At 61.2% G+C, this 26,309-nt stretch carries 27 protein-coding genes; 18 read left to right on the plus strand and 9 right to left on the minus strand.

Annotation, left to right across the window (positions count from 1 at the left end; all coding sequences use genetic code 11):
* Positions 1–39 precede the first annotated feature (39 nt).
* Positions 40–1,074: an alpha/beta hydrolase gene (locus H096_RS02145; protein WP_033896533.1), complete on the plus strand. Its 1,035-nt coding sequence runs from the start codon at positions 40–42 to the stop codon at positions 1,072–1,074.
* On the opposite strand, the gene H096_RS02150 is transcribed toward H096_RS02145, so the two are convergent.
* Positions 1,052–2,479, minus strand: coding sequence for an amino acid permease (locus tag H096_RS02150; protein ID WP_033896534.1), 1,428 nt, complete (start codon positions 2,477–2,479; stop codon positions 1,052–1,054). The genes H096_RS02145 and H096_RS02150 overlap by 23 nt on opposite strands.
* 58 nt (positions 2,480–2,537) lie before the next feature.
* Entirely contained in the window at positions 2,538–3,572 is a 1,035-nt protein-coding gene (locus H096_RS02155; protein WP_033896535.1) for a histone deacetylase family protein, read from the minus strand.
* A gap of 121 nt (positions 3,573–3,693) precedes the next feature.
* Here H096_RS02155 and H096_RS02160 point away from each other — a divergent pair, with 121 nt between their 5' ends.
* From H096_RS02160 to H096_RS34705, 4 genes are all read left to right on the plus strand, one after another.
* The gene (locus tag H096_RS02160) at positions 3,694–4,191 is read left to right on the plus strand and encodes an Lrp/AsnC family transcriptional regulator (RefSeq protein ID WP_033896536.1); all 498 of its coding nucleotides are present in this window, start codon (positions 3,694–3,696) and stop codon (positions 4,189–4,191) included.
* A gap of 81 nt (positions 4,192–4,272) precedes the next feature.
* Complete coding sequence (locus tag H096_RS02165) at positions 4,273–5,001, plus strand: type II CAAX endopeptidase family protein (RefSeq protein ID WP_051421935.1); 729 nt, start codon at positions 4,273–4,275, stop codon at positions 4,999–5,001.
* 210 nt (positions 5,002–5,211) lie between these two features.
* Positions 5,212–7,380 (plus strand): TonB-dependent siderophore receptor, encoded by a 2,169-nt coding sequence (locus H096_RS02170; RefSeq protein ID WP_033896538.1) that lies wholly within the window; start codon positions 5,212–5,214, stop codon positions 7,378–7,380.
* A 166-nt stretch (positions 7,381–7,546) separates the two neighbouring features.
* Positions 7,547–9,040, plus strand: coding sequence for a methyl-accepting chemotaxis protein (locus H096_RS34705; protein WP_033896539.1), 1,494 nt, complete (start codon positions 7,547–7,549; stop codon positions 9,038–9,040).
* On the opposite strand, the gene H096_RS02180 is transcribed toward H096_RS34705, so the two are convergent.
* The gene (locus H096_RS02180; RefSeq protein WP_156487824.1) at positions 9,037–9,801 is read right to left on the minus strand and encodes a sulfite exporter TauE/SafE family protein; all 765 of its coding nucleotides are present in this window, start codon (positions 9,799–9,801) and stop codon (positions 9,037–9,039) included. The two genes, H096_RS34705 and H096_RS02180, sit on opposite strands and share 4 nt — an antisense overlap.
* An 86-nt stretch (positions 9,802–9,887) precedes the next feature.
* Between H096_RS02180 and H096_RS02185 the strand changes: the two genes are divergently transcribed.
* Positions 9,888–11,363, plus strand: a complete 1,476-nt coding sequence (locus H096_RS02185) for a PLP-dependent aminotransferase family protein (protein ID WP_033896541.1) — start codon at positions 9,888–9,890, stop codon at positions 11,361–11,363.
* On the opposite strand, the gene H096_RS02190 is transcribed toward H096_RS02185, so the two are convergent.
* Positions 11,347–12,012, minus strand: coding sequence for a TIGR02466 family protein (locus H096_RS02190; protein WP_033896542.1), 666 nt, complete (start codon positions 12,010–12,012; stop codon positions 11,347–11,349). The two genes, H096_RS02185 and H096_RS02190, sit on opposite strands and share 17 nt — an antisense overlap.
* Before the next feature lie 246 nt (positions 12,013–12,258).
* Here H096_RS02190 and H096_RS02195 point away from each other — a divergent pair, with 246 nt between their 5' ends.
* The 3 genes from H096_RS02195 to H096_RS02205 all read left to right on the plus strand — a co-directional run bounded on the left by H096_RS02195 (position 12,259) and on the right by H096_RS02205 (position 14,521).
* The gene (locus tag H096_RS02195) at positions 12,259–13,596 is read left to right on the plus strand and encodes an MFS transporter (protein ID WP_033896543.1); all 1,338 of its coding nucleotides are present in this window, start codon (positions 12,259–12,261) and stop codon (positions 13,594–13,596) included.
* Positions 13,597–13,667: 71 nt separating this feature from the next.
* Positions 13,668–14,120: a thiol-disulfide oxidoreductase DCC family protein gene (locus H096_RS02200; RefSeq protein ID WP_033896544.1), complete on the plus strand. Its 453-nt coding sequence runs from the start codon at positions 13,668–13,670 to the stop codon at positions 14,118–14,120.
* Positions 14,117–14,521, plus strand: a complete 405-nt coding sequence (locus H096_RS02205) for a DoxX-like family protein (protein WP_033896545.1) — start codon at positions 14,117–14,119, stop codon at positions 14,519–14,521. Before H096_RS02200 ends, H096_RS02205 begins: the two co-directional genes overlap by 4 nt.
* Here H096_RS02205 and H096_RS02210 read toward each other — a convergent pair.
* Both H096_RS02210 and H096_RS02215 read right to left on the minus strand, forming a co-directional pair.
* Entirely contained in the window at positions 14,475–15,593 is a 1,119-nt protein-coding gene (locus H096_RS02210) for a saccharopine dehydrogenase NADP-binding domain-containing protein (protein WP_033896546.1), read from the minus strand. The two genes, H096_RS02205 and H096_RS02210, sit on opposite strands and share 47 nt — an antisense overlap.
* Before the next feature lie 80 nt (positions 15,594–15,673).
* Positions 15,674–16,840 carry an MFS transporter gene (locus H096_RS02215; protein WP_033896547.1) on the minus strand — a complete coding sequence of 389 codons (1,167 nt, stop codon included), beginning with the start codon at positions 16,838–16,840 and terminating at the stop codon, positions 15,674–15,676.
* Between the two features lie 94 nt (positions 16,841–16,934).
* Between H096_RS02215 and H096_RS02220 the strand changes: the two genes are divergently transcribed.
* Entirely contained in the window at positions 16,935–17,828 is an 894-nt protein-coding gene (locus tag H096_RS02220) for a LysR family transcriptional regulator (RefSeq protein ID WP_033896548.1), read from the plus strand.
* Positions 17,829–17,850: 22 nt separating this feature from the next.
* On the opposite strand, the gene H096_RS02225 is transcribed toward H096_RS02220, so the two are convergent.
* The gene (locus H096_RS02225) at positions 17,851–18,747 is read right to left on the minus strand and encodes a LysR family transcriptional regulator (protein WP_033896549.1); all 897 of its coding nucleotides are present in this window, start codon (positions 18,745–18,747) and stop codon (positions 17,851–17,853) included.
* A 152-nt stretch (positions 18,748–18,899) separates the two neighbouring features.
* Between H096_RS02225 and H096_RS02230 the strand changes: the two genes are divergently transcribed.
* Complete coding sequence (locus tag H096_RS02230; protein WP_033896550.1) at positions 18,900–19,553, plus strand: hydrolase; 654 nt, start codon at positions 18,900–18,902, stop codon at positions 19,551–19,553.
* Between the two features lie 45 nt (positions 19,554–19,598).
* On the opposite strand, the gene H096_RS02235 is transcribed toward H096_RS02230, so the two are convergent.
* The gene (locus H096_RS02235; protein ID WP_033896640.1) at positions 19,599–20,390 is read right to left on the minus strand and encodes an NAD(P)-binding domain-containing protein; all 792 of its coding nucleotides are present in this window, start codon (positions 20,388–20,390) and stop codon (positions 19,599–19,601) included.
* Between the two features lie 117 nt (positions 20,391–20,507).
* Here H096_RS02235 and H096_RS02240 point away from each other — a divergent pair, with 117 nt between their 5' ends.
* The 6 genes from H096_RS02240 (at position 20,508) to H096_RS02265 (ending at position 23,754) form a co-directional block, all read left to right on the plus strand.
* Positions 20,508–20,864 (plus strand): VOC family protein, encoded by a 357-nt coding sequence (locus H096_RS02240; protein ID WP_033896551.1) that lies wholly within the window; start codon positions 20,508–20,510, stop codon positions 20,862–20,864.
* Positions 20,865–20,938: 74 nt separating this feature from the next.
* Complete coding sequence (locus H096_RS02245) at positions 20,939–21,547, plus strand: hypothetical protein (RefSeq protein ID WP_241495474.1); 609 nt, start codon at positions 20,939–20,941, stop codon at positions 21,545–21,547.
* Between the two features lie 58 nt (positions 21,548–21,605).
* The gene (locus tag H096_RS02250) at positions 21,606–22,154 is read left to right on the plus strand and encodes an adenylate kinase (RefSeq protein ID WP_033896553.1); all 549 of its coding nucleotides are present in this window, start codon (positions 21,606–21,608) and stop codon (positions 22,152–22,154) included.
* A 66-nt stretch (positions 22,155–22,220) separates the two neighbouring features.
* Entirely contained in the window at positions 22,221–22,841 is a 621-nt protein-coding gene (locus H096_RS02255) for a LysE family translocator (RefSeq protein WP_033896556.1), read from the plus strand.
* Between the two features lie 3 nt (positions 22,842–22,844).
* Positions 22,845–23,237 (plus strand): ester cyclase, encoded by a 393-nt coding sequence (locus H096_RS02260; protein ID WP_033896557.1) that lies wholly within the window; start codon positions 22,845–22,847, stop codon positions 23,235–23,237.
* Between the two features lie 34 nt (positions 23,238–23,271).
* Entirely contained in the window at positions 23,272–23,754 is a 483-nt protein-coding gene (locus H096_RS02265; RefSeq protein ID WP_033896558.1) for a VOC family protein, read from the plus strand.
* Here H096_RS02265 and H096_RS02270 read toward each other — a convergent pair.
* Positions 23,751–24,647 (minus strand): SGNH/GDSL hydrolase family protein, encoded by an 897-nt coding sequence (locus H096_RS02270; RefSeq protein ID WP_033896559.1) that lies wholly within the window; start codon positions 24,645–24,647, stop codon positions 23,751–23,753. The two genes, H096_RS02265 and H096_RS02270, sit on opposite strands and share 4 nt — an antisense overlap.
* Before the next feature lie 208 nt (positions 24,648–24,855).
* On the opposite strand from H096_RS02270, the gene H096_RS02275 reads away from it, so the two are divergent.
* On the plus strand, positions 24,856–26,250 hold the full coding sequence (locus tag H096_RS02275) for a hypothetical protein (protein ID WP_033896560.1): 1,395 nt from the start codon (positions 24,856–24,858) through the stop codon (positions 26,248–26,250).
* The last annotated feature ends 59 nt before the right edge of the window (positions 26,251–26,309 follow it).

Below are 26,309 nucleotides of genomic sequence, written 5' to 3' on the forward strand. Positions count from 1 at the left end.
CTGGGCTCCAGGCACACATCCAGCCACAGGAGGCTCGCCATGCACGCTCAGTTGAATCGCCGCTTCAAACGCCACGCCCTTTCCCTGGTCTTTGCCCTGCTGCCGCTGGGCGCAATAAGCGTGGCCCACGCTGAAATGCCCGAAGCGCCCACTCGGGCCGTCGCCAGCAGCCAAACTGCCTTCGGCGCACTCAAGCACGTCAAGGCCGGTCTGCTGGACGTGGCCTACGCTGAAGTCGGCCCGGCCACGGGACCGGCGGTGATCCTGCTGCATGGCTGGCCCTACGATATCGACAGCTACGCCCAGGTCGCCCCACTGCTGGCAGCCAAGGGTTATCGCGTATTGATCCCCTACGCCCGGGGTTACGGCGACACCCATTTCCTTTCGGACAAAACCCTGCGCAACGGCCAACCGGCAGCACTGGCCAGTGACGTGATCGACTTCATGGACGCGCTGAAGATCAAGCAAGCCGTACTGGGCGGCTACGACTGGGGCGCACGTTCGGCGGACATCGTTTCGGCGCTGTGGCCGGAGCGGGTCAAGGCGCTGGTGTCGGTCAGCGGTTACCTGATCGGCAACCAGGCGGCGGGCAAGAATCCTTTGCCGCCCAAGGCCGAACTGCAATGGTGGTATCAGTTCTACTTCGCCACCGAGCGCGGTGCCGCCGGTTACCAGAAAAACACCCATGACTTCGCCAAGCTGATCTGGCAACTGGCGTCGCCGCAATGGAAGTTCGACGATGCCACCTTTGACCGCAGCGCCAAGGGCCTGGAGAACCCGGACCACGTCGCGATCACCGTGTTCAATTACCGCTGGCGCCTGGGCCTGGTCCAGGGTGAAACGAAGTACGACCCACTGGAGCAGAAACTCGCCCAGGCACCGTCAATTGGCGTGCCGACCATCACCCTTGAAGGCGACGCCAACGGCGCGCCACACCCGCAGCCTGAGGATTACGCCAAACGTTTTACCGGTAAATATGAGTTCCGCCTGATCAATGGCGGCGTCGGCCACAACCTGCCACAGGAAGCGCCCGAGGCGTTTGCCAAGGCGGTCATTGATGCGGATCACTTGTGACCGAGTGCAGCGTCTTCATCCAATGGCCGCCCTTGAAACGTGAAAATGGGTAGGCAATCCCCAGCCAGATAAACCAGGCCGGCATCACGCACAGCGCCAAGCGTGTATCCGGCCGCAACGCCAGCAGACCCAGCACAAACGCGAGGAAACCCAGGGAAAACCAGGCCATCGGCACGCCACCGGGCATCTTGTAGGTGGACTTGGCATGCAGGTCCGGACGTTTCTTGCGGTAGGCGATGTAGGACGCCAGGATTGTCGACCAGGTGAAAATTACCAGGATCGCCGACACCGTCGACACGATGGTGAAGGCGGTCATCACCTCCGGCACCACAAACAACAACACCAGCCCCAGCAGCATCAGCAGCGTCGTAAACGCCAGACTGATAAACGGCACGCTGCTCTTCGACAAGCGCCGAAAAATTCCCGGTGCATCCCCCAGGTCAGCCAGGCCGAACAACATACGGCTGGCGGAAAACACCCCGCTGTTGGCCGAGGAGGCCGCCGAGGTCAGCACCACGAAATTGACGATGCCCGCCGCCGCCGGAAAACCCGCCACCAGAAACAACTCAACGAACGGGCTTTTGCTCGGCGAGACTTGCTGCCATGAGGTCACCGCGATGATGCACGCCAAGGCCAGCACGTAAAACAGGATGATACGCAGCGGAATCGAATTGATCGCCTTGGGCAAGGTCTTTTCCGGGGCACGGGTTTCAGCAGCGGCGGTGCCGATCAGCTCGGTACCGGCAAAAGAAAAAATCGCCATCTGGAACCCGGCGAAAAAGCCGAACAAACCATTGGGAAACGCGGCCTGTTTATCCAGCAAATGAGTCAGCGAAGCCGTAACGCCCGTCGGTGAGACAAACGAGCTGGCAATCAGCACCACACTCACACCGATCAAGGTCAGCACGGCAATGAGCTTGATGATCGCGAACCAGAATTCCACTTCGCCAAACAACTTGACCGTCAGCACATTCAACGCGAACAGCGTGAGCAGCATGCCCACTGCTGGCATCCAGGCTGGCACATGGGGAAACCAGTACTGGAAGAAGCCACCGACCACCACCGCATCCCCCACCACCGCCACGCTCCAGCTCAACCAATATGACCAGCCGAGAAAGAACGCCGCACGCGGCCCCAGATAGGCGCCGGCAAAGTCGGCGAAGCTCTTGAAGTTGAGATTGGACAGCAGCAGTTCGCCCATGGCACGCATCACGAAATACACGAACAGCCCGATGATCATGTAGATCAGGATGATCGAAGTGCCGGACAGCGCAATGATCTTGCCGGAGCCCATGAACAGGCCGGTGCCGATTGCACCGCCCATGGCCATCAATTGGATATGGCGGTTGCTCAGGGTGCGTTGCAACGCAGGCTTTTCATAAAGCCCGGACGTGGTTGTTTTCATCACAAAACCTCTTGTTATGTTTTTGAGTTTTGGCAGAAGAAAAGTCGACGGGTTGTTGTTATCGGGTATTGCTTTCGAAACCGTGCAGCACGTTGACGGCGTTGATGCCGATTTCATCGACCATGTAGCCGCCTTCCATCACGAACAGGGTGGGCACGCCGAGGCTGGCAATGATTTCGCCCATGCCGAGGAAGTCCTGGCTGTCGAGGAGGAAGTGGCTGATGGGGTCGTCCTTGAAGGTGTCGACCCCCAGGGAGATCACCAGCACCTCGGGCGCGAAGTCGCGCAGTTGCTGGCACGCATTGATCAAGGCGATTTGGTAGTGCGCCCAGGTGGTGTTTTTCGGCAACGGATAATTCAGGTTGAAGCCCTCCCCAGCGCCCGCACCGCGTTCACTGGCCGCACCGGAAAAGTACGGGTAAGAGACTGCCGGGTCGCCATGCAGGGAGATGAACAGCACGTCTGGGCGGTCGTAGAAAATGTTCTGCGTGCCGTTGCCGTGGTGGAAATCCACATCCAGTATCGCCACGCGCTTGGCGCCTTGGGTAATGGCTTGCTCGGCGGCAATCGCGGCGTTGTTGAGGTAGCAATAACCGCCCATGTATTCGCGGGCTGCGTGATGGCCCGGCGGGCGGCACAGGGCGAAGGCGCTGTGATGGCCCTCGTCGATCAGCGCCAGGCCGGTCAAGGCGATGTCCGCGCTGGTTTTGACCGCCTCCCAGGTGGTGCGGGTAATCGGCGAGCCGGCGTCCATCGCGTAGAAACCAAGCTTGCCGTCGATGAACTCCGGGACTTGATGGTTCGCCAAGTCACGCACCGGCCACACCAGGGGCAACGCGTCATGGCTGCGGCCAATGGCGGTCCATTCGGCCCAGGCGGTTTCGAGGAACGCTACGTAGCGCTCGCTGTGGGCATTGACGTAACAGGCCCGATCGAAGCGGCGCGGTGTGACGATATCGCCCAGGCCCACCTGCCTGACGCGGTCACGCACCGTGTCGGCGCGGCTCGGTTGTTCGAATGAAGGTTTGAGCACGCCGTCCTTCAGTTCAGTGCCGTGGTGCAAACGGTGGGCTTCGCTAAAAACAGTCAACATGGGTGGGCATCCGCCAGTAAAAGACAGGGTCTATTTTGTTCTGGCAACCTGGGGTTTTCTTTGCTTTTACTTACGGCACTGTTAGCTTTATCGGGAATATTTACCTCTGTGGCGCACAATTATGAAAAATAAAACCAGACAGGTCGCTCTTGATGACACCGATCTCGCCATCCTCGCTTTGTTGCAGGAAGACGCCAGTATTTCCAACGCGCAGTTGAGCGAACGCCTGTCACTGAGTCTCACCCCCTGCTGGCGTCGGCGCAAACGCCTGGAGGAAGAAGGCGTGATCAAGGATTACCAGGCCAACCTCGACCGCAAGATGCTCGGACTGGACATCATGGCGTTCGTCCATGTGCGTTTCGCGATCCACACCGATCACGCGCCGGATGCGTTTGAAGCCGTGGTGAAGGAGCTGCCGCAGGTGCTGTCCTGCCACAAGATCACCGGGGATGCGGATTACCTGTTGCAGGTCCTCGCGCAAGACCTGGACAGCTACAGCGAGTTTGTCGAGAGCGTGTTGCGACGGCAGTTGGGGATTGCGTCGATTCAGTCGAGTCTGGCGCTGAGGGAAGTCAAGGCGACCAGTCGGGTGGCGATTCCACAAGGCGAGACCCCATAAGCAGGTGCCGGTAAATAACAGGTGCGTCCTTTCGTCAAGTTGATGGCAAAATGCCCTTTTTCCCGCACTCATGGAGCGATTGTGACGCTAGTTCTTGCTACCCCTGACACCACCCTCCCCTCAGATCTCCTAGCGCAGTTCCGCTTCTTTAAACGCCTCGGGATGTTCGTACTGGCGGCACTGATCTTTGTGCTGGCCCCGGTACCCGGATTCCTGCTGGTGCCGCCAGCGATGCAGAGCTACCTCATGTTTGCCATCACCAGTGGCCCGATCGCGTTATTGCTGTCCGCCCTGTTCGTTGTGCAACACCGAAAAAACCTGTCCGCAACGTTTTACGGTCACCACATCCGTCAGACATTACGTCTCGGCGCCATAGGCCTTATCGGCGCCTATTTGCTCAGCGGGTTGCTCGTCATTGTGATGGGGCAGCCGCGAGAAGCGTTTATGGCGGACCTGCTGAGTGGCCTGACGCAGGGACAGATTCTGTTCAAATTGGCCTCCTTGCTGATCCTTCCGGCCATTGCCGAAGAGTTGATGATTCGTCACTACCTGCTGCGCCTGTTTCCCTACCAGCGCAGCGTGATCTGGAAATGGATAGCGGTGGTCGCTACTTCGCTGTTGTTCGCCATCATCCATACCCAGTACGACAGTTGGACCACCCTGGCACTGATCTTTGTCGTGGGCTGCCTGTTTGCATGGGTGCGAATTGTCAGTGGTGGTTTGCTGGTGCCCATCCTGCTGCACATGCTGGCCGAAGTGGTTGCGGCAAGCCTGGATTGGACCTGGGCTTGGGCTGGTTTTTACAGTTGAGTCAACCCAACACATGCTTTGGGCGCACGGCCAATGTGTGCGCCCATACTCGTAGTTAGTGGCAAAACGCCGCGCCTCTAGATGTGAAAAAATCATTAACCAATTCTCTTTTAAGGCTTTTTCCCACACGTTCAATCTGCCACACTGATGCGAATAATTATCAACACCTTTATTATTCGCCAGGGACGGCATTCGGGGAGAGTCAGTTCCATGTCTGTGCAACAACACGGCGGCAAAGGTTTTTCACCCAGTCTGATGGCGTTGGCGGTCTGTCTTGCAAGTTCACCTGCGGCCTTTGCCGCCGAGACCCAGGCACCCGCCGCTACCCTTGAACTGGGGGCCACGCAAATCTCCGGCGAAGCGCAACTGGGCGAAACCACCGAAGGCACGCAGTCCTACACCACCGGCGCGATGAAAACCGCGACCAAGCTGCCGTTGACCATGCGTGAAACCCCGCAGGCCGTTACCGTCATTACGCGCCAACGCATGGATGACCAGGCGATGACCAGCATCAATGATGTGGTCAAAGCCACACCCGGTCTGTTCCTCAACTTCTCCAGCGGTCCTGGCCGGCAGTCCTATACGTCCCGCGGTTTCGACATCGACAACCTGATGTACGACGGCATCCCCACCGGCTATAACGGCGTCTCCGTAGGCTCTCAGCCGAACCTGGCGATGTTCGATCGCGTCGAGATCGTGCGCGGCGCCACTGGCCTGATAACCGGCGCGGGTAACCCTTCGGCGGCCATCAACCTGGTACGCAAGCGGCCACTGGACGAACAAAAAGTCACCCTCACCGGCGCCGCCGGCAGTTGGGACGACTACCGTGGCGAACTCGACGCCTCCAGCCCCCTCAACGACAGTGGCACCTGGCGCGGCCGGGTCGTCACCTCCTACCGCGATGCCAATAGTTTCATCGACAATGCCGAGGAATATCACGGCCTGTTCTATGCCGTCACCGAAGCCGACCTGAGCGAAGACACCACCCTGACGCTCGGTTTCTCGAACCAGAAAGACAAGACCAACTATTTCTGGGGTTCGTCGATGGTCGGCCAGGATGGTCATCACCTGAACCTGCCACGGTCCTACAATCCAGGCACTGACTGGGAGAACAAAGACCAGGAAGTCAACACGGTATTCGCTGAACTGCGCCAGCAACTGGCCAACGACTGGAAACTGCAAGTCAACGCCAACTACGCCGAACAGAACGCATTGTTCTCCGGCTCCTACCAGTCACGCTGGGTCAATAACACGCTGGCACGCACCGTCTACCAGGCGGCCTACGATGAAAACCAGGCAGGTGTCGACGCCTTTGCCAGCGGCCCCTTCCAAGCGTTCGGACGTACCCATGAACTGGTCGTGGGCGGCAGCCGACGCATCTACGACATGACCACCCACAACTACAGCCCCTACAACCTCAACTGGCCGCTCACGGCAGGCAAACCGGACTTCGTCCACACCACCAACAAGCGTAACGTGACCACCCAGGATGGTGTCTATATCACCACGCGCCTGAACCTGGCCGACCCGTTGAAGCTGATCCTCGGCGGGCGCCTGGACTGGTATGACTACGATGCCCACGGCGGCGCCGACAACTCCGGCGACTACAAGGTCACGCGTAACCTCACCCGCTACGCCGGCCTGATCTACGACCTGGACGACCATCACTCGGTGTATGTCAGCTACAGCGATATCTTTACGCCGCAAAGCGCCAAGGACACCTCCGGCAACCCCGTCAAGCCGATTGTCGGCAAGAACTATGAAGTGGGCATCAAGGGCGAATACCTCGGCGGTGCGCTGAATGCGAGCGTGGCGCTGTTCCGCGTCGACCAGGAGAATCGCGCGGTGGATGTGGTCGTGCCTAACTGTCCGCAGGCCAGCTGCTCCGAAGCCTCAGGCGAAATCCGCAGCCAGGGTATCGACTTTGAACTGCAAGGCGCCCTGACCGAGAACTGGCAGGTCGGCGGTGGCTACACCTACGCGCGTACCCACACCATCAAGGATCAAGCCAACCCGCAGAACGTCAACCAGCAGTTCGACACCGACACCCCGGAACACCTGTTCAAACTGACCACTAACTACCACTTCCAGGGCGCCCTGGAAAAACTCCGCGTGGGCGGCAACGTCTCCTGGCAGAGCCGCATGTACAACGACTTCAAAGTCGCGGACGGCAGCACCTACCGCCTCAAGCAAGGCGCCTACGCCGTCACCGACCTGATGGCCGGTTACCAGGTCAACCAGCACCTTGACCTGCAACTCAACGCCAACAACATCTTTGACCGTCGCTACTACCAGTCCATCTCCAACTCCGTGAGCTATGGCGGTGATTCCTACGGCACGCCCCGCAACATGATGCTGACTGCCAAATACAGCTTCTGATCGCGATCCGATCAACGGCTACCCGCCCGGGTAGCCGTTCCTCAAGTCCCTCCCCCGCAAGCCGATAACCGTTTGGCATCACTGAATCCTATAAAAACCAAAAACACCTGATTCGCTCCACCCTGCCCTCACTTTGATTCGGCCAGACCACAGGGAGTAAGTGTGAATGCCCACCCGCGCGCGTTTTTTCGAGCACTACCGCAAAGCCGACCGCATCATGCTGGCGTTGATCTGGCTGATGTTTCTGTTTTCCCTGGGCTTGGCCTTCTGGCACGACACCTTGATGCAAGCCGCCATAATCGGCGGCGGCACCAGCGTGGTGCTCACGGCGCTGTACCGTGCCATAGGCGGCACCCGCGTGATGCGCTGCGCCCTCGGCGCAGGCCTCATGGTGATGGCGGCGCTGCACATCAACCAGGCCCAGGGCGTGATCGAATCGCACTTCGGGATTTTCGCGCTGTTGGCGGTGCTGACGTTTTATCGTGACTGGCTGCCGATCCTGGTCGCGGCCGCCACCATCGCCGTGCATCACGTGGTGTTCCATGCCCTGCAACACCAAGGCTTCCCGGTGTTTGTGATGGAACATCACGGCGGCTGGACCATGGTGTTCGTCCACGCGTTCTACGTGGTGATGGAAACCGTCGCCCTGCTCTACCTGGCCGTACACAGCCAGGCTGAAGCGGTCGAAAGCCAGGAAATGCTGGAGAAGATGCTCGCGGTCACCTCCCAATTCAGCGCGCAGACCACCCAAGGTGACGGCAAGGTGCATGTGTCCCTGGCCAAGCGTTTCGACCACTTCCTGCAACAGATCACCCACCTGATCGACGGTGTCGCCCGCGACTCCCACGGCCTCGGCCAACTCGGCCAGGCACTGGCCAGCGCCAGCGGCACCCTGGAAAAAGGCGCACGGCACCAGTTGGCGGAAATCACCCAGATGACCGGCTCGATGCAGCGCATGGAAGACGCCATGGGCCACATCGCCGTGCACGTCGAGCAAGCGGTGGATCACGCCGGCAAGGCCAGCCAACAGATCCTGCGCGGCCAGGAAAGCGTCAGCCGTGCCCAACAGGAAATCACCCAGTTGGCCTCGCGCCTCAACGGCACCCATGAAACCGTGCAGGGCCTGGCCGTGCAAGCCGAGCAGATCGGCAGCGTGCTTGAAGTGATCAACAGCATCGCCAACCAGACCAACCTGCTCGCCCTCAACGCCGCCATCGAAGCCGCCCGCGCCGGCGAGCAAGGCCGTGGCTTCGCCGTGGTCGCCGACGAAGTGCGCAGCCTGGCGCAGCGCACGGCGGTGTCCACCCAGGAAATCAAAACCATCATCGAAGGCCTGCAACACGGCAGCCGCCAGGCCGTCGAAGCCATGCACGACAGCCGCCAAGGCGTGGAGCGTTGCGTGGAAGACAGCCAGGTCGCCGTCGACATGCTGCGCGCCGTGGGCAACGACATTGCGCACATCGACGACCTGAACGGCCGGATCGTGACCACCACCCGCGAGCAGACCACCGCTAACCTGGAGATTGTCGGGCGGTTGCAGTCGGTGCAGAGCATTGCGCAAAGCACCGCCAACGATGTGGAAACCCTGGCGCGCAGCAGTGAGCAGCTACCGCCGATTGCGGTGCGGTTGGATGCGTTGGGACGCAGGTTCCACCCCTAGGCCCAGTAGCCGCCAATCCCATCCCACAGCAGCTTCAGCGCGGTGACGATCAGCAAGCCATAGCAGGCGCGATAGAGTTGGCGCTGATCCAACCGCGCATGCAGCCGCCAGCCCAGCCACACGCCACTGGGCACGGCGAACAGACAGATAAGTGCCAGGCCCAACACGTTGCCGGTCGGCCTGGCAAGGATCAACCAGGGAATCGCCTTGAGCACATTGCCCACGGTGAAAAACAGGCTGGTGGTCCCGGCGTAAAGCTGTTTGCTCAGGCCAAGCGGCAGCAGATACATCGCCAACGGTGGCCCACCGGAATGCGCAACCATGGTGGTGATTCCCGAGGTGACCCCGGCGGCCAAGGCCTTCGGTGTTGAACGCGGCTTCACACTGACGCTGCCCCCGGCCTTGAACCACAGGCCGACAAACACCAGCGTGACCGCTGCCATCACGATGGCTATCGCTCGGTGATCCAGCACGCGAAAAAGCAGGTAGCCAACGCCAATTCCGACCACCAACCCAGGCACCAATACCTTGAGGTCTGGCTTTGACCAGGTTGACGGCTTCCAATAGCGCAGGCCGAACAGGTCCATGGCGATGAACAACGGCGCCAGCAAGCCGCCAGCAGTGATCGGATCCATCACCAGCGACAGCAGCGGAATTCCGACGATGGCAAAGCCGCCGCCGAAGGCGCCTTTCATAAAGCAGATCAAAAAGACCCCGGCAAAGGTCACCAGAATCGTCGTGGTTGTCAGCTCAAGTTCCATGGTGTGCATTCATTTCGCAGCGAAGAGACGTCATAATCTCGCGCATCACCGGCACCGCAAAAAGTACCAGTTTTGAGGTTTTTTCCATGGGCCAGTTGTCGAACCCCAGGCGCGGCGCGGAACGCCGCCTCTACACCCAGCTGCGAGCGCAGATAGAGGACGGCACCCTGGTGCCCGACGCCAAGCTGCCCTCCACCCGTGCCATGGCGCAGACGCTAGGGGTCTCGCGCACCACGGTCACCGCCGCCTACGAGCAATTGGCTGCCGAAGGGTTTGTGGTGACCGCCGTGGGCAAGGCCGCCAGGGTTGCAGCCGTTGCCGTTGCGCGCCCTGTCGTTGCCCTGGTGTCCCCGAAGAGCCCGCCACCGGCACTGTCGCGTTATGGGCAGCGGGTTGCCGCCCTCACGCCCTATCACATGGCCTCGCCCTCCGCGCACATCGACTTTCGATACGGAGCAGTCGCATCGCGGGACTTTCCGTCACTGGGCTGGAACCGCGCCTATCGTGCCGAACTGACCAAGCGCCAACCCACCCGGTCTTACGGCCAAGCCCAAGGCGAAGCCGCTTTGCGCCAGGCGTTGCAAGGCTATCTGCGCCGCGCCCGTGGCTTGACCTGCGATGCCGAGCAGATAGTGGTGGTGCACGGCTCCCAGCAAGGGCTCGACCTGTGTGCCCGCTTGCTGCTCAACCCTGACGACGCCTTCATCTTCGAAGATCCCGGCTACCGCATGGCCCGCTATTGCTTCGAGGCGACCGGCGCAACGGCATTGCCCATCCCTGTGGACGCCTCCGGTTTGCAGGCACAGCTGTTGCCGGATAACCCGCGCGCGCGGTTGGCCTACGTCACCCCGTCGCACCAATTCCCGATCGGCGCCGTGCTGTCCATCGCGCGACGCGTCGAACTGCTCAACTGGGCAAACCGCCATCGCGCGTGGATCATCGAGGACGATTACGGTGGCGAGTTCCGTTACGGCCAGCGTCCCATCGACGCCTTGCAATCGATGGATGCCGAGGCGCGCGTGATCTATGTCGGCACCTTTTCCAAAGCACTTTCACCCCAGTTGAGGCTCGGTTACCTGGTGCTGCCGCGCGAACTGGTAGGCGTGTTTCGCGAGGCCAAGCGGTTGACCGATCGCAACGAACCCCGTTGGGAGCAAAACGTGCTGGCCTCGTTGATCGACAGCGGCGCCTACGAGCGCCACCTACGACGCTTGCGCCGCGACAACGAAGGCCGTCGAAAGGCCCTGCTGGACGCCGTCGACCGCCACCTGCCGGGTCTGGGAAAACTGGAGGGTATGGCCGCCGGGTTGCATGGCGTCTTATTGTTGCCCGACCTGCACGCTCGGGATGAACACGCATTGCAGGCGATGGCGCTTGAGCGCGGGATCGGTGTTTATCCGCTATCCCCCCTGTTCACTACGCAGGGTGAACGACCGGCAAGCCTGATACTCGGCTATGCCGGGCTTACCGTGCAGCAGATTGATGAAGGCATCCGGATACTTGCGCCAGTGATTCGAGAAGTTATGGGTGCAGCCCGTGCGCCGCTCACACCCCAAAATTGAACGCGATCGAGATCCGTGGCCGCGCGCCCTCAAAGCGTCGTACCGAGTGCATCAACCAGGACGGAAACATGATCAATGTCCCGCTGCTGGCGACACAGATGCTGCTGAAACCGGCAGTCAGGCAATCCTCGACCCGCATGCGCAAGGCGGGATTGTAGGTCGAGGCGACCATGCCCCGTGGATCGACGAATTCCAGATCGCCGCCGACGGTGGCGTCCTCTTCACGCCCCCCCGCATCGACCCAGTAAACACCCGACCAAAATGCGCCAGGGTGCCCATGCAGCGCATTGCTGTGGCCCGCCTCGTTCACATTGGCCCACGCGTTGAGTTTCCACTCGAAACCGGGCTCAGTTAGTCCGAAGCCTTCGTGATGAACGGCGGTCAGCTCAGTGGCAAACCGCGTAGCGAACGCCACCAACGCGCTGCAGGCATCCCCACCCCATGCCTGAAAATCGTTCGCGGACTGCCAACCGCCATCGTTGCTGCGCTGGGCACCAGACTGGTCCTGCGCCATGCGCTGTGTGACCAGCGCTTTGAGCTCAGCGTTGAGCGTGTCTGCATTGGGGTATTGGATGCTGGCCAAGGGCGTTGTGAACAGCCGCCGGATGTTGATCAGCTCCGGATTCAACAGATTGTCGCTCGACTGCATGGGTTACTCATCATGTTTTGCCAGTAGCCACAAACCATACCGGCATCATCGATTCGGCGATGTAAACCATTGTTAAAGTCTTAACGACAGTTGCGCACAAGCGCCCCGCCTCACCTGGCCCAAATCCTGCCTTCACCACCTCCAGCAAGTCGCTGCTGACTACGCGGACGACTCTTTTGAGCCCCGTCGCCCAACAGCCTGCCCCGATAATCAGTCATCCCCGCACCTATCCCGAGGCCTCCCCCCATGACGAGCCCATCCACCGAACAGGTCAGCCCTCAGACTTTGCGAAAGGTCATTATCGCCGCCGGCATCGGTAACTTTGTCGAGTGGTTCGACTTCGCCGTCTACGGTTTCCTCGCCACCACCATCGCGCAGCAATTCTTCCCCAGCGGCGATGCCAGCGCCGCGTTGCTCAAGACCTTCGCCGTGTTTGCCGTGGCGTTTGCCTTCCGCCCCCTGGGCGGGATTTTCTTCGGCATGCTCGGTGACCGCATCGGCCGCAAACGTACGCTGGCCATGACGATCCTGTTGATGGCCGGCGCCACTACGCTGATCGGCCTGCTCCCCACCTACGCCGCTATCGGCGTAGCGGCGCCGATTCTGTTGTCGCTGATCCGCTGCGCCCAGGGTTTCTCTGCCGGGGGCGAATACGCCGGGGCCTGTGCCTATCTGATGGAGCACGCGCCCAGTGACAAACGCGCGTGGTACGGCAGCTTCGTGCCGGTGTCGACGTTTTCCGCCTTCGCCGCCGCCGCGGTGGTGGCGTATGCGCTGGAAGCGTCGTTGTCCGCCGAGGCCATGGGCAGTTGGGGCTGGCGCCTGCCATTCCTGATCGCCGCGCCGCTGGGATTGGTGGGGCTTTACCTGCGCTGGAAGCTGGACGAGACGCCCGCTTTCCAGGCGGTGAAAGAGGAGCACACCGTGGCCCACTCCCCGCTCAAGGAAACCCTGCGCAACCATGGTGCGGCGATCTGCTGCCTGGGCGCTTTTGTGTCACTGACGGCGCTGTCGTTTTATATGTTCACCACTTACTTCGCGACCTACCTGCAAGTGGCCGGCGGCTTGAGTCGGGCGATGGCGTTGCTAGTGTCGCTGATTGCGTTGATCTTCGCGGCGGCGATCTGCCCACTGGCGGGGTTGTATTCGGATCGAGTCGGCCGTCGTGTCACCGTGATGACCGCCTGTGTGTTGTTGATGGTGGTGGTGTATCCGTCGTTCCTGATGGCCAGCTCCGGCTCGTTCGCGGCCTCCATCGTCGGCGTGATGCTGCTGGCGGTAGGGGCCGTGCTGTGTGGCGTGGTCACGGCCGCCTTGCTGTCGGAAACCTTTCCGACCCGCACGCGCTACACCGCCTCGGCGATCACCTACAACCTGGCCTACACGATCTTCGGCGGCACCGCGCCGTTGATGGCGACCTGGTTGATCAGCACCACGGGCAGCAATCTATCACCGGCGTTCTACCTGATTGCCGTGGCGTTGCTGGCGTTGGCAGGTGGGTTGGCGTTGCCGGAGACGTCGAGGATTTCCTTGCATGACGTGGGGCCGGAGGACAAAAGCACCACGCCCTTGCTGTCAAGGTAAACGGAGCGAGGGTGGAAGCCGCTGAACGCAGGTATGATCCAGGCTAAACCGGCCCGATTGGACCCACCCTGATGCCCGTATCCCAAACCCGCCCTTCCCCCGCGCCGTTGCTCAAACCTGGCGAAACCGTGGTGCTGTTCGATGGCGTGTGCAAGTTGTGCAATGGTTGGGCGAGGTTCCTGATCCGTCATGACCGCCAACAACGCATACGCTTGGCGGCGGTGCAATCCCCCGAGGGCCAGGCGTTGCTGGCCTGGGCGGGATTGCCCCTGGATCAGTTCGACACCCTGGCGGTCATTCGTAACCACCACTACTGGGTGCGTTCGGACGCCGTGTTCGAAATCATTGCGCAACTGCCTGCCGCGTGGCGGCCATTGCTGTTGTTGCGCATCATCCCGCGCGGGCTGCGGGATTGGGCTTACGACCGTATCGCACGCAATCGCTATCGGATTTTCGGGCGGTACGACACGTGCCTGTTGCCGCATCCAGACCATGAGCAGCGTTTCTTGAAGGCACCGCTATGACTCCCTTGGTGCGCATCAACTGGATCGCCCGATTCGGGCTGGCGTTCATGTTTGCCTACCATGGGCTGGTGCCGAAGCTGCTGTGGCTAAGCCAGGGCGAGCGGGTAATGATTGAGGCGCATGGCATCGAACAGGTGCAGCTGTTCGCCACGCTGGCCGGAATTGGGGAGATCGTCCTGGCGCTATGGATCGTGCTTTCACCGCGCAGTGTCTGGCCCGTTGCAGTGGCTGCGGCGGCGCTGTCGGGGCTGCTGGTGGATGTGGCGATTGTCAGCCCGGCGATGCTCAGGGAGGCATTCAACCCTGTGTCGCTCTACGTGGCCGGGGTGGCGTTGTGCGCGGTAGCGTGGTGCGCTAGTCCGAGAACCGTACAGAGAGACTCAGGTTCGCCGGGTCGTTGATGGCGGCCATGTACTCGTCGACGGTAATCTCACCGACGCACGGTCGCGCGCCGGGTTCAGGCCGGTAGCCCTGGGCGATCTTGACAGCCAGCGCAACAGCAGCGCAGCTGGGGATTTCCGGGCCTTTGTCATTCAAGGCCGTCAATTGCACGGCCAGTGACAAAGGCTGGCCGTCAGCCCCCACGCCCTGCACATCGATGTACATCGCGCTTTTACCATCGCCAAACCGTTCAAACCAAGTGCCCAACCGATGCAGCCGCGCGGCCCAAGTGACAGGGTCACGCACGATCCCCAGCCGCCGAGCCTGGGCCAGCAACCCGTTGGCGACGCCACCCAGTTTGAGCCCCGCGCCCGCCTTGAAGCGCAAGGTGTGGGCGCCGTAGCGGCTGGCGAAAATATCCATGTCCGGCACGTCCACATTGGCCAGCACTCGCGTGCCCAGTCCAGGCATTTTGCGCAGCGTCAGATCCTGCCAACCCAGCACTTCGTGTACCTGGCCATTCCTGAGTTGCTTGATCGGTTTGCCCGCGTAGGCCAGCACCCCTTCGATCGTCGACAGGCCCGGCATCTTGGCCGAAGAGGAAATGCCATGCTCGATCGAGTCGATGCGCGTAAAACGCGACCGGTACTGGTCGATGAGCGCAGATGACAATGTCGGCACCGAACTGCAACCACTGAGGATGGCCACGCCCGCCTGCTTGGCCTGCGCATCCAGCACGCCCACGCCATTGACGAAGGTGCGGCAGTCGGACAGGTCGCAGTAGTTAACACCCGCCTCGATGCAGCTCAGGGCAACCGCATAGGACTGCCCCTGGAACGGGCCGCCGGTATGAATCACTAACTGGATGCGCTCGGACTGTAAAACACCCGCGAATCCGGCCCCCATGGCATCGCCACACCAGCCTTCGCACGCCGTGCCGGGCTGCGCGTTCAACGCGTCGAGCTTGCGCTGCAACTTGTGTGGATCACGGCCCGAGATCACCAGCTCAATGCCCGGTGCTACCGCCAGATGTCGGCACACGATACTGCCGAAATTGCCGTAGCCGCCGATCACCATCACCCTGAGTGCCATGCCCGTCTTCCCTGAACCATCGATCGTATGCTGCGCCTGCAACAGGCTGGCAGCTGAGGCGGCTAACGATACTCGATTTCCTAAACCGCCGCAGCCATGCGGGTTCTGGAACTCCAGGCAAAGCTCAAGACCATCAGCAGCCCCAAGCCCGCCATCGCGGCGCCGGCCAGGGAAATCGCCGGGTAGCCCAGCCCTGCGTTGATCACTGCACCACCTACTGCTGCGCCAATCGCGTTACCGAAGTTGAAGGCGCCGATGTTTACGGCCGAGGCCAGGTTCGGCGCATCCTTGGCCGCTTCCATCACGCGCATCTGCAACGGCGGCACGACGGCGAAGCTGGCGATACCCCAGATAAGGATGCTCACCGCAGCCGGAATCGGCCAACGCATCAAGAACGCAAAGGCCAGCAGGACCAGGATCAGTGCGCTCAGCGAGACTATCAGGGTCCGGTCGATCGAACGGTCTGCCGCCTTGCCGCCCCACATATTGCCCAGGGTCAGCCCGACGCCAAACAGCACCAGCATGGCCGTGATAAAGGGGGTAGACGCGTGGGTCTCATTGCTCAGGATCGGCGCGATATAGGTAAACACGGTGAACATCGCCCCCGAACCCACCACGGTCAGGGCCAGCGCCGCCAGTACCGAACCACGCCCCAACACCTTGATTTCGGCCAGCACACCGTCGCTTTTCGGCAGTGGTAGGTTAGGCAGCGCGAACCACAGCGCGACCATGGTCACCAGGCCCAACCCGCCAATGCCCCAGAACGCCGTACGCCAGCCAAGCAGCTCACCAAACCAGGTCGCCAGCGGCACACCGCCAATGGTCGCCAGGGTCAGGCCCATAAACATTGCGGCGACGGCTCCGGCGCGCTTGTCCGGCGCGACCACGCTGGCGGCGACGATGGAGCCGACGCCAAAAAACGCGCCGTGGTTAAGCGAAGTGATGACGCGGGCGATCAACAGGTCGTAATAGCCGGTGGCAAGCGCCGACATCACGTTACCCAGGGTGAAAATGGCCATGAGCCCCACCAGCAGGTAGCGCCGGGGAATCTTGCCGGTGGTCAAGATCATCAGGGGCGCGCCGAGCAATACCCCCAGGGCATAGGCGCTGACCAACAGCCCTGCGGTGGGAATGGACACGCCAAGGTCATTGGCGATGGTGGGCAACATGCCCATGGGCGCGAACTCAGTGACACCAATGCCAAAGGCACCGACGGCAAGGGCTACAAGGGGTGGATTGATACGCATGGAAGACTCCTCATTTATGCCGCAAATGCTACGATCAACGCTTTAACGGCACGAGACCGTTTAATTGGCAATCACCTTTGCGCACGAGGCAAAAATGGATTTCAACGGCAGGTCGGGCGAGATGGCGGTATTCGCGATGGTGGCGCAGGAAGGCAGCCTGTCGGCGGCGGCGCGGGCGTTACGCCTGACGCCTTCGGCCGTCAGCCGCGTCATCGCACGCACGGAACAGCGCCTGGGCACCCGCCTGCTGATTCGCACGACCCGCGCCCTAGCCTTTACGGCCGAAGGCGAGGTGTACCTTCGCGGCGCCCGGCGCATCCTGGCCGACATGGACGAAGTCGAAGAGGCCATCGCCGACCAGGGCGCCCCCAAAGGCCGGTTGCGGGTCAGTGCGGCCCTGGGCCACGGTCGCATGGCCATCGTGCCCTTGGTGGCGGCATTCAGCGCCCGCTACCCGAACATTGTGGTGGATTTGACCTTGGGCGACGAAGTGGTCGACATCCTCGGCGGCCAAGCGGACGTGGCGATCCGCTTTGGCGACCTGCCAGACAGCCCGCTGACAGCGCGCCGCATCGGTGACACCGGCCAGGCACTGGTGGCGTCGCCTGCGTACCTCCAGCAACACGGCACACCGCTGGAACCGAACGACTTGCTACGGCACAACTGCCTGCGCTTCAACTTCCGCCGTGCCCAATCCGACTGGCCCTTCGCCCGTAATGGCCGCGAGTTTTCGCTGAAGATCAACGGCAATATCGAATGCAGCAGTGGCGAGGCGCTCGCGCAACTGGCGCGACTGGGCGCCGGTATCGCACGCATCGGCGAATTCACGGTGGCAGAGGACCTGCAACGCGGTGACCTGGTGCGCCTGCTGGAAGCCTGGAACCCCGGCGACAGGGAGCCGATCCACGTGGTGTTTGTCGGCGGTGCGAGCATGCCGGCGCGGATCCGCGTGTTTGTGGACTTTTTGCTGGAGCACCATCGGCTGTAAACCACGCCTGGCGCCAGCGTTGTCACCTGGCGACGTCACCCGCAAAGTGCGGAGACGTACCGAAATACTCGATCAAAAGTTCGGTGAGAACCCGAATCTTCTGGGCCGGATGCTGACCTGCAGGACGGACCATGTAGGCACCCGCAGAAGGGGGTGGATACGCCGTCATGATCGGCACCAGCGCACCGCTGGCCAGGCTGTCATGGGTGAGGCAATCGGGCAGGTACGCGACCCCCAGCCCGGCTACGGCGGCAGCCACCAACGCCACACCGCTGTCCGCCTTGAAGCGCCCCTGGGGACGCACTGCAACGACCTTGTCGCCATCCAGAAATTGCCAGGCTTCGGTGCTCTGCATCAAGGCTTGATGGGCGATCAGTTCCTCCGGCTTCTGCGGGGCACCATGGGCTTTGATATAGCCCGGACTCGCAACCAGTTTGCCCTTGATGGGGCCAATGCAGCGTGCAATCAGGTTGGAGTCCTGCAGGTAGCCGACCCGTATTGCACAGTCGTAACCCTCTGCGATGAGATCAACAAAGCGATCGCTGTAGCAGGTCTGGATATGCAGTTGCGGGTGTCGTCGAGCCATTTCTGCCAGCACGGGGGCGAAATGGGTGGGGCCGAAAGACAGCGGCGCTGCCACTCGCAAGCGACCTCGCAACGCGCCGGCGGGCAGGATCGCTTCCCTGGCAACGTCTATTTCCGCACAGACCCTGGCGGCATAGTCGCGGAACGTGGCGCCAGCCTCAGTCAGTGCGGCCCCGCGCGTAGACCGGGCCAGCAACTGCACGCCAAGTTCTGCTTCCAGGCGCGCCAGCCTGCGACTGACGATTGACTTGGACACGCCAAGCCTCACCGCAGCAGGCGAAACGCCCCCCGCATCGGCAACCGCCACGAAGGTCTGAAGTTCTTCGATATCCAAATCAGTGTTCCCCTTTGAGCGACACAGTTAACCACTGCACGCGACTACCGCATTGAGTGTGGGAAAAGCACAGTGCTGTCCACAAGCAATGCGCCCACCTGCGCACTGCTTGATAGCTGATCCCGCTCACAACGACAACAAAGGATGTATGAATGACTTTTCGTAACGGCATTGACTCGCTGCTTCGCCCGGAAGATTCGGTACTCGTTCTGATTGACCATCAGCCTTACCAACTCACCAACCTGAACAGCCATGAGCCGCAGATGGTGGTCAACAATGCCACGGCGCTGGCCAAAGCCGCCAAGGCCTTCAACGTACCCACCATCCTGACCAGCGTAATCGCCGAACGTGGCGGTTTCATCTTCCCGCAAATCACCGATGTGTTCCCCGGCCAAACCGTCATCGACCGCACGTTCATCAACACCTGGGAAGATCAGGCCGTGGTGGACGCGGTAAAAGCCACTGGCCGCAAGCAACTGGTCATCGCGGGCCTGTGGACTGAAATCTGCGTGGCCATGCCGGTGATCCAAGCCCTCGGCGAAGGCTGGGACGTGACCGTGATCACCGACGCCTCGGGCGCTGTTTCCGTCGAGGCCCATCAGGTAGCGATCCAGCGCATGATTGCGGCCGGCGCGAACATGATGACCTGGCTGGCGATTGCCGCAGAATGGCAGCGCGACTGGGCGCGCAGCGAAACAGCGGGCGCACTGACGGAGGTGCTTCAGCAGCATGCCGCGGGTAGCGGCATTGCGTACCTGTGGGAGCAGCAATTGCTCAACACACCCGTGCCGGCTGTCGCGGGGTAATTAGAACGGGGATGAAGCGACGCTCGCGCGATGCTTCATCCCCGCTCACTGTTCCTTCGCCAAGCCTGTCGGCAGCGGCTCGTGCAGGCGTTCAAGCACTTCATCAGCCGCCTCTGTCCATGCCTGGGACGCTCGGTTATTCCTGAGCACCTCCAGCCCGGCCGCCGTAAAGGTGCCGGGCGTGGCAATGGCCATACCCAACGCTTCGAGACTGGCCGTTGGCTGATGGCGGGCGCTGGCCAGGCAGTCTTGCAGGTTGCCCATCACCAGTTGGGCGGCCTGATCCTTGGACAGGCCTTTATCGGTGAACCACTGCTGAAGATCACTCAGGAAGAAATAGAACCAGCCGTTCATGCAAGCCGCGACGGTGGCCAGTTCGAACGCCTCTTCCTGATCCAACACAACCAATGATCCAAGCGCGCCCAGCAGCGTTGCATGGGGTTCGCCGCCTGGTGTGACGACCACGGTTGTCTGGTTGATCTGGGCAGCATAGGACAGCATGGCGCGCACCACACGCGCCTGCGGGAACCGGCGTTGCAACTCGGCCAGCGGCAATCCCGCCACCAGCGATACCAGCGTTTGCTCAGGTCTGAGCTGCACTTCATCGCAGAGCTGACCGACCACCTCCGGGCGCACGCCCAGCACCAACAAATCCGCCCCATCGACCACCTGTTGATTGTCAGCCATCACCTCGCAGTCCCATTGCGCACTGAGTTGCTGCGCACGTTCGTGGTTGCGCGGGGACAGCAGCACCCGCTCGCCAAAGCCGCTGCGCCGCAGGCCGATCACCACCTTTTCCGTCAGTTCACCGACGCCCAGGATTCCAATGTTCAGCACGCTGTCCACTCCGATCAATTCTGTAGTCGACTGCATCATAGGCATGATTGCCGTCTTCATGCAGGCGGACGTTCACGCTACACTCGCCGCTCGAAAAGATCAGCCAGGGAGGCAAGCATGAGCACTCAAGGTAAAGACCGGCAAATCGACAACATCGAATTCAACGTCAGCGATATTGCCCGCAGCAAAACCTTCTACGGCGGCGCGTTCGGTTGGACGTTTGTCGATTACGGCCCCACCTATACCGAGTTCAGCGATGGGCGTCTGACTGGCGGGTTCACCACGGGGGAGCCGGTTCGGCCGGGTGGCCCGTTAGTTATTTTGTACGCGGATGACCTCGATGCCACGCAGCAGCGACTCAAAGCCCTGGGTGCGGTCATCACCCGCGAAACATTTTCGTTCCCGGGTGGACGCAGGTTCCACTTCACCGATCCGGATGGCTATGAACTGGCGGTTTGGAACGCTGATCAATAGGTCTCCCCCTCAAGCCCCACCCTCACAGGATATGAAGGTTACCCATGCGTTCTCTCTTTCCCCTGGCGCTCAGCTTGACGCTTATCGGCTGCGCCACCACCAAAACCGACGTGCGCAACGAAGCGCAGATCAGCCAATACGACCCGGCCAACTCGGCCCGAATCCGCCTGATCACGGGTGACACCACCAATGCGGGATTCCTCAGTGGCCAGACCTGCGAAGCGTTTTACAACGGGTCCCTGCTGACCAAAACACCTGAAGAAGCCGGATGGCAAAAAGCGCATATCGACTCGGCGGGCCTCTACCCTTTCAGAGCCACCGACAGCCAGAACAGCGTGATTGGCATGCCTGCCAGCAAGGCGAGCAAAGCCATCAACCAGTCGCCCAAAGTGTTTGACGAGCACGTTATTGCGGCGGGTAAACCCTTTATTGCAGGGTTCGCCATGGGCGGTTCACAAATGTCCTGCTTTCCCGCGCCTGTCACACTCGTCCCCGAGCCCGGCAAAGACTATGAAATGGAACTGCAGATGGTCAAAATCAGCACATTCAAGGCAGGTTGCGTGATTGCCGTTCGCCAACTCTCCGTTCAGGGCAACAACACGGTTGAAACACCGCTCAGGCCGCAGGTGTGTGCCAAAACCCCTTCGGGTTGGTACACCGTCACCCCGACACCTTTGCCCTGAACTGCCTGGGCAGGACATCTCCCTGACCTGGGACCCGGCGTGTATTCATGGAGGAAAAATGCGGATCTACATCACAGGTGCATCCTGCGCAGGCGTCACCACGCTGGGTCACAACCTCGCCATACGGCTGGGTCTACGACAAGTCGACGTCGATGACTTTTACTGGATGCCCACAAACCCTCCCTTCACAACCAAGCGACCTCCCGCTGAGCGCGTGTCATTGATGCAGCAAGCATGCGGTGACGACGGCTGGGTGCTGAGTGGTTCCTGCATGGTCTGGGGCGATGCGCTGATTGCTGATGCCGACCTGATTGTCTTTGTGGTCACACCCACGCCCGTTCGCCTCGAACGCCTGGCTGCCCGCGAGAAGGCGCGTTTTGGCGAGCGGATCGCACCCGGTGGTGATATGCACGCAATACACGTGGGCTTTCGGGAATGGGCTTCGCAGTATGACGAGCCGGATTTCTCGGGCCGCAACCGGGCGTGGCATGAGGCGTGGCTGTCACAGCAGACGGCTCCGGTCTTAAGGATTGACGGGATGCGCAGTGCTGAACAGATGGCCGCTGATGGCGCAAACGCCGCGATGGCTCACAACACGAACGACTGAGGCTGTCCAACGACCTCCACTCCCCTTATCCTCACACCTCCCCGCCCCCGCGAACCCGGAGCCGCCATGGACCTCGCCACCCTCGCCCTTTTCCTCCCCGCCTGCTTCGCCCTGAACATGGCGCCAGGCCCGAACAACCTGCTGTCCGTCAGCAACTCCACCCGCTACGGCTACCGCACCTCATGCCTGGCCGGTATTGGCCGCTTGCTGGCCTTCGCCGGCATGATCGCCCTCGCCTCTGCGGGTTTGGCAGTGGTGCTGCAAACGTCTGAGTTGTTGTTCTATGGGATCAAGATCCTGGGCGCGGCGTATCTGTTTTATCTGGCGTTTCAGTTGTGGCGGGCTAATCCGGAGGCAGAGGCGCAGTCCACGACGGCCAAGGTGGGATTGTGGGCGTTGGCGCGGCAGGAGTTCTTAGTGGCGGCGGGCAATCCGAAGGCAATCCTGATCTTCACCGCCTTCCTGCCGCAATTCGTGGTGCCCGGCGAGCCCATCACCCCGCAATTCGCGCTGCTCGGCGCGATGTTCCTGGTGCTGGAGTGGATCGCCATCAGCGCCTACGCCTATATGGGCCTGCATATGCGGCGCTGGTTTGCCGAGCCGCGGGGCAAGCGGATTTTCAATCGGTGCTGCGCGGGGTTGTTGTCGGCGGCGGCGACGGTGTTGTTGATGGCACGCAGGGCTTGAGACATGACTAGAAACGAACTCGCCGCCTTTTACCAAGGCTATATCGACTGCCTGAACCGTCAGGATTGGGAGCACCTGGGTGATTTCGTGCACCCGGACGTAACCTACAACGCCGAACGAGTCGGCCTTGCCGGCTACCGTGCCATGCTGGAACGGGATTTTCGCGAGATACCGGACCTGGTGTTCCGGATCCAGCTGCTGGTGGCCGATCCGCCGACGGTTGCCAGCCGCCTGAATTTCACTGTGACGCCCAGGGGCGAGTTCTTCGGGCTGCCGATCAATGGGCGCACGGTGACGTTCGACGAAAATGTGTTCTACGAAGTGGTGGACGGTAAATTTGTCCACGTGTGGTCGGTTATCGACAAGGGGGCCATCGAGCAGCAACTGGCCGTCTAGACTCTACACGGCCCTTTTCCTGTGGAGACCGATCATGAAAAGCAAGAACACCCTCTGCCTCTGGTACAACGGCACCGCCCTGGAGGCCGCCACCTTCTACGCCATGACCTTCCCCGACAGCAAGGTGAACGCCGTGCACCTGGCGCCCGGTGATTACCCGTCCGGCAAACAAGGCGACGTGTTGACCGTGGACTTCACCGTGTTGGGCATCCATTGCATTGGCCTCAACGGTGGGCCGATCTTCCCCCATACCGAGGCGTTTTCATTCCAGGTTGCCACTGATGACCAAGCCGAGACGGATCGTTACTGGAACGCCATCGTCGGCAACGGCGGCCAGGAAAGCGCCTGCGGCTGGTGCAAGGACAAATGGGGGGTGTCGTGGCAGATCTCACCGCGCGTGCTGACCGACGCGGTCACCCACCCCGACCCGGCCGTCGCCAAGCGCGCCTTTGACGCGATGATGACCATGAAGAAGATCGACATCGCCGCCATTGAAGCGGCGGTGGCCGCTGGCTAAGGCAACGCCTTGAGCATGGCCTTTGCCGCCAGGGCGTGGACCTTGCGGGTGGGGTGCCATTCGTCCCAGTAGTAATGGCTATCGGGGTTGGCGCACGCCGGTTTCACGTCGGGGTAGGTGGGCTGGCATGGCGTGTCCATATCCGTGAACCCATTGGCTGGGGGATTGGCGCGTAGCGCGTCGCTGAACGCCAAATGGTCGAAGTAAGTGACCTTCGCCCCGCCGATCTGCGCCAACGCGGCCGGCAGCTTCTGTGCGAGCAACTGCTGGTAGTGCTTGGCGTTGTCGATCTGGTTGCCCTGCACCACTGCAGGCACATGGCTGAGGTCCGTGGTGCCCACCACCATCACGTGCCTGGCCCCCGCTGCCACCAGTTGCTCGGTGGCAGTGCGGATGTTGGCCAGGCTGGATTCGCTCAGGGCTTCGATGGTTTCAGGATGGGAGAAGTCGGCCCATTCGAAAAAATCGTTGGCCGAGATGAAAATGAAATACAGCGCCTTGGGATCGGCCTTGTGAGACTTTGCGGCCTGCAAATGCTCGGTAACCTGGCCCAGCACGCCGGTGTCCTGGGTCGGCATCATCCACGTGTAGTAGTTGCCGTGGCCACTTTTGGCGCCGCCCACCGCGTAGTCGGTCAGCGGTGTTTTTAATGCCTGGGCCAAGCCTTCAACGGCGGTCGGGCCGTTGCTCCAGCGGCCCTTCCAGTACAGCGGGCCTGGCAGTGCCTGGGCGTCCTTGACCTTCTGCGCGGCAAGCCTTGTGGTGAGCGCGTCGCCCGCGCCATTGTCGGAGTAGCTGTCGCCAAAGGCATACAAGTGATCGTAGGTCGAGGCGCCAAAGGCGCTCGACACAGACAGGGTCAGCAAGGCGGCCAAACACGCGCGTCGGATCATCGAGGTTCTCCCGGAAGGTGCGAATAGACTACCGGCTGGTTGAAAGCACGGCAGGACGATTGCGACGCGCACATATCCGGCGACGGCTACACCCTTGCTGTGCCGGGGCTTGCGACCAGGTTTGGCGCTCCACCAGCAACATCCGGCTAAAGATCCGGCCGCGCCTGCCGTCATCCTTAAATCCCTGAATGGACTCAATGAGGCTCCTGTGCGCTTTATCACTCCCCTTTTGCTGATCGGTGGCATCGCCACCCTGGCCGGTTGCGCCACCCAGAAAGCCAAGATCGATCAAATGTTTTCCCTGGCCCTGAGCCAACCGCTGGTTGAGAACAGTATCGTGCGCGAAGGCGATACGTTGAGCTTCGAGGTGCTGATGCCCACGCTCCCAAACAACCCCGTGCGTCGCACCCTGCAATTTGAGGCCGCTTGTTCTTCCACCCAGTTGCACCTGCTGTACATGGACGCGGTCAAGCGCCTGTATCCAGGCAGCGTAGGCCGCTATGCTAGCGCGCAAAAGCTGTCGCCGGAGTTGCACGCAACCCTGGCCACCAACCAGACGTTCGTACGCGCCTGTGCCGAAACGCCAAAGCCCGACTGGCGCCTGGTACAGGCTAATGAGCGTGGCGATCAGGTGTTGATCGACGCCAACAGCATCAAGACCGTCAACGGCGAAACACGCTTTTGGGCGGCCTTCGATAACCCGACAGTGCTCAACGACCTGCCGTACAACGCCCCTTACGCGCAAAAACGCGAACGCTTCGCGGTGTCGTGCAAGAACGGCACCTACATGGAATTGGCCGGCTACGACATCGACGCCAACAACCGCGTCAGCGACGGCCGTGTCGACAGCTTCCCCACGCCACAGAACATCGCCGGCAGCAATGCCGACTATGCGTTGCTGTTCAACAACGTTTGTACCAGCCCGGAAAAGATCGCCACATTGCCTGCTTTCAAGCCGCGTATGAAAGCACCGGCCACCATCGCCCTGACGTCGGTGCAACCCGCAGTGCTGGCGGCCATCGCGCAGTTGAACCTGGACAAGCCCGCCCATTCGTTCAAGTACGTACAGTTTGTCGGCACCAGCAACTACCGCGGCAAGACCAGCGATAACAAAAGCACCCAGTTCATCAGCCAGGATGCGCCGAGCGGGCAACTGGCCCTGGCGACGCGTGGCGACGGCTATGAAAGCCAGGCGGTGAGCTGGCGTAACTTGTTCCACTTGGTGTCGAAAGCCACCTACGGCGGCTCAGGCATGGCAGAAAGCTCGACCCTGACCCAGCTGAGCTTCACCGGTAACTGGAAGGCCTTGCCCCTGGGCGAAACGGTGACCTATACCACCGCACGCTCCAGCCTCAACAGCCTGATTGGCAGCAGCAACTCGTCACTCACCACGCGTTGCCAGGTTGAACGTGAACTGCAAGCCAGTGAACTCAACGCGAAACTGTCGGGCACCGCCAAGGCCTTGTCCTGCCGCAGCGACGGTGACAAGTACAACCGTGTGAACCACCTGCACTTCCTGGCCGACTACGCCTACTTCTTTGAATCGAGCACCGACAAGAACGAGTTTTTCTACTCCGACTCGCGTATCGATAGATTCGAGTAAGCCCCGTTCGAGTAAGCCCCGTTGACACACTCTGTAATCTTCCATGAAGATGGAGGCCT

This window comes from Pseudomonas sp. FH1 (assembly GCF_000510895.2).
GTDB lineage: Bacteria > Pseudomonadota > Gammaproteobacteria > Pseudomonadales > Pseudomonadaceae > Aquipseudomonas > Aquipseudomonas azotoformans_A.

Excerpts from the sequence above, each read along its gene's own strand:
- H096_RS02170 (WP_033896538.1), top strand. The coding sequence starts at position 5,212 with ATGTCTGTGCAACAACACGGCGGCAAAGGTTTTTCACCCAGTCTGATG.
- H096_RS34705 (WP_033896539.1), top strand. The coding sequence starts at position 7,547 with ATGCCCACCCGCGCGCGTTTTTTCGAGCACTACCGCAAAGCCGACCGC.
- H096_RS02210 (WP_033896546.1), bottom strand. The coding sequence starts at position 15,593 with ATGGCACTCAGGGTGATGGTGATCGGCGGCTACGGCAATTTCGGCAGT.
- H096_RS02250 (WP_033896553.1), top strand. The coding sequence starts at position 21,606 with ATGCGGATCTACATCACAGGTGCATCCTGCGCAGGCGTCACCACGCTG.
- H096_RS02260 (WP_033896557.1), top strand. The coding sequence starts at position 22,845 with ATGACTAGAAACGAACTCGCCGCCTTTTACCAAGGCTATATCGACTGC.
- H096_RS02195 (WP_033896543.1), top strand. The coding sequence starts at position 12,259 with ATGACGAGCCCATCCACCGAACAGGTCAGCCCTCAGACTTTGCGAAAG.
- H096_RS02160 (WP_033896536.1), top strand. The coding sequence starts at position 3,694 with ATGAAAAATAAAACCAGACAGGTCGCTCTTGATGACACCGATCTCGCC.
- H096_RS02220 (WP_033896548.1), top strand. The coding sequence starts at position 16,935 with ATGGATTTCAACGGCAGGTCGGGCGAGATGGCGGTATTCGCGATGGTG.
- H096_RS02270 (WP_033896559.1), bottom strand. The coding sequence starts at position 24,647 with ATGATCCGACGCGCGTGTTTGGCCGCCTTGCTGACCCTGTCTGTGTCG.
- H096_RS02185 (WP_033896541.1), top strand. The coding sequence starts at position 9,888 with ATGGGCCAGTTGTCGAACCCCAGGCGCGGCGCGGAACGCCGCCTCTAC.
- H096_RS02255 (WP_033896556.1), top strand. The coding sequence starts at position 22,221 with ATGGACCTCGCCACCCTCGCCCTTTTCCTCCCCGCCTGCTTCGCCCTG.
- H096_RS02190 (WP_033896542.1), bottom strand. The coding sequence starts at position 12,012 with ATGCAGTCGAGCGACAATCTGTTGAATCCGGAGCTGATCAACATCCGG.
- H096_RS02150 (WP_033896534.1), bottom strand. The coding sequence starts at position 2,479 with ATGAAAACAACCACGTCCGGGCTTTATGAAAAGCCTGCGTTGCAACGC.
- H096_RS02230 (WP_033896550.1), top strand. The coding sequence starts at position 18,900 with ATGACTTTTCGTAACGGCATTGACTCGCTGCTTCGCCCGGAAGATTCG.
- H096_RS02265 (WP_033896558.1), top strand. The coding sequence starts at position 23,272 with ATGAAAAGCAAGAACACCCTCTGCCTCTGGTACAACGGCACCGCCCTG.
- H096_RS02200 (WP_033896544.1), top strand. The coding sequence starts at position 13,668 with ATGCCCGTATCCCAAACCCGCCCTTCCCCCGCGCCGTTGCTCAAACCT.
- H096_RS02155 (WP_033896535.1), bottom strand. The coding sequence starts at position 3,572 with ATGTTGACTGTTTTTAGCGAAGCCCACCGTTTGCACCACGGCACTGAA.
- H096_RS02240 (WP_033896551.1), top strand. The coding sequence starts at position 20,508 with ATGAGCACTCAAGGTAAAGACCGGCAAATCGACAACATCGAATTCAAC.
- H096_RS02180 (WP_156487824.1), bottom strand. The coding sequence starts at position 9,801 with ATGGAACTTGAGCTGACAACCACGACGATTCTGGTGACCTTTGCCGGG.
- H096_RS02215 (WP_033896547.1), bottom strand. The coding sequence starts at position 16,840 with ATGCGTATCAATCCACCCCTTGTAGCCCTTGCCGTCGGTGCCTTTGGC.
- H096_RS02145 (WP_033896533.1), top strand. The coding sequence starts at position 40 with ATGCACGCTCAGTTGAATCGCCGCTTCAAACGCCACGCCCTTTCCCTG.
- H096_RS02205 (WP_033896545.1), top strand. The coding sequence starts at position 14,117 with ATGACTCCCTTGGTGCGCATCAACTGGATCGCCCGATTCGGGCTGGCG.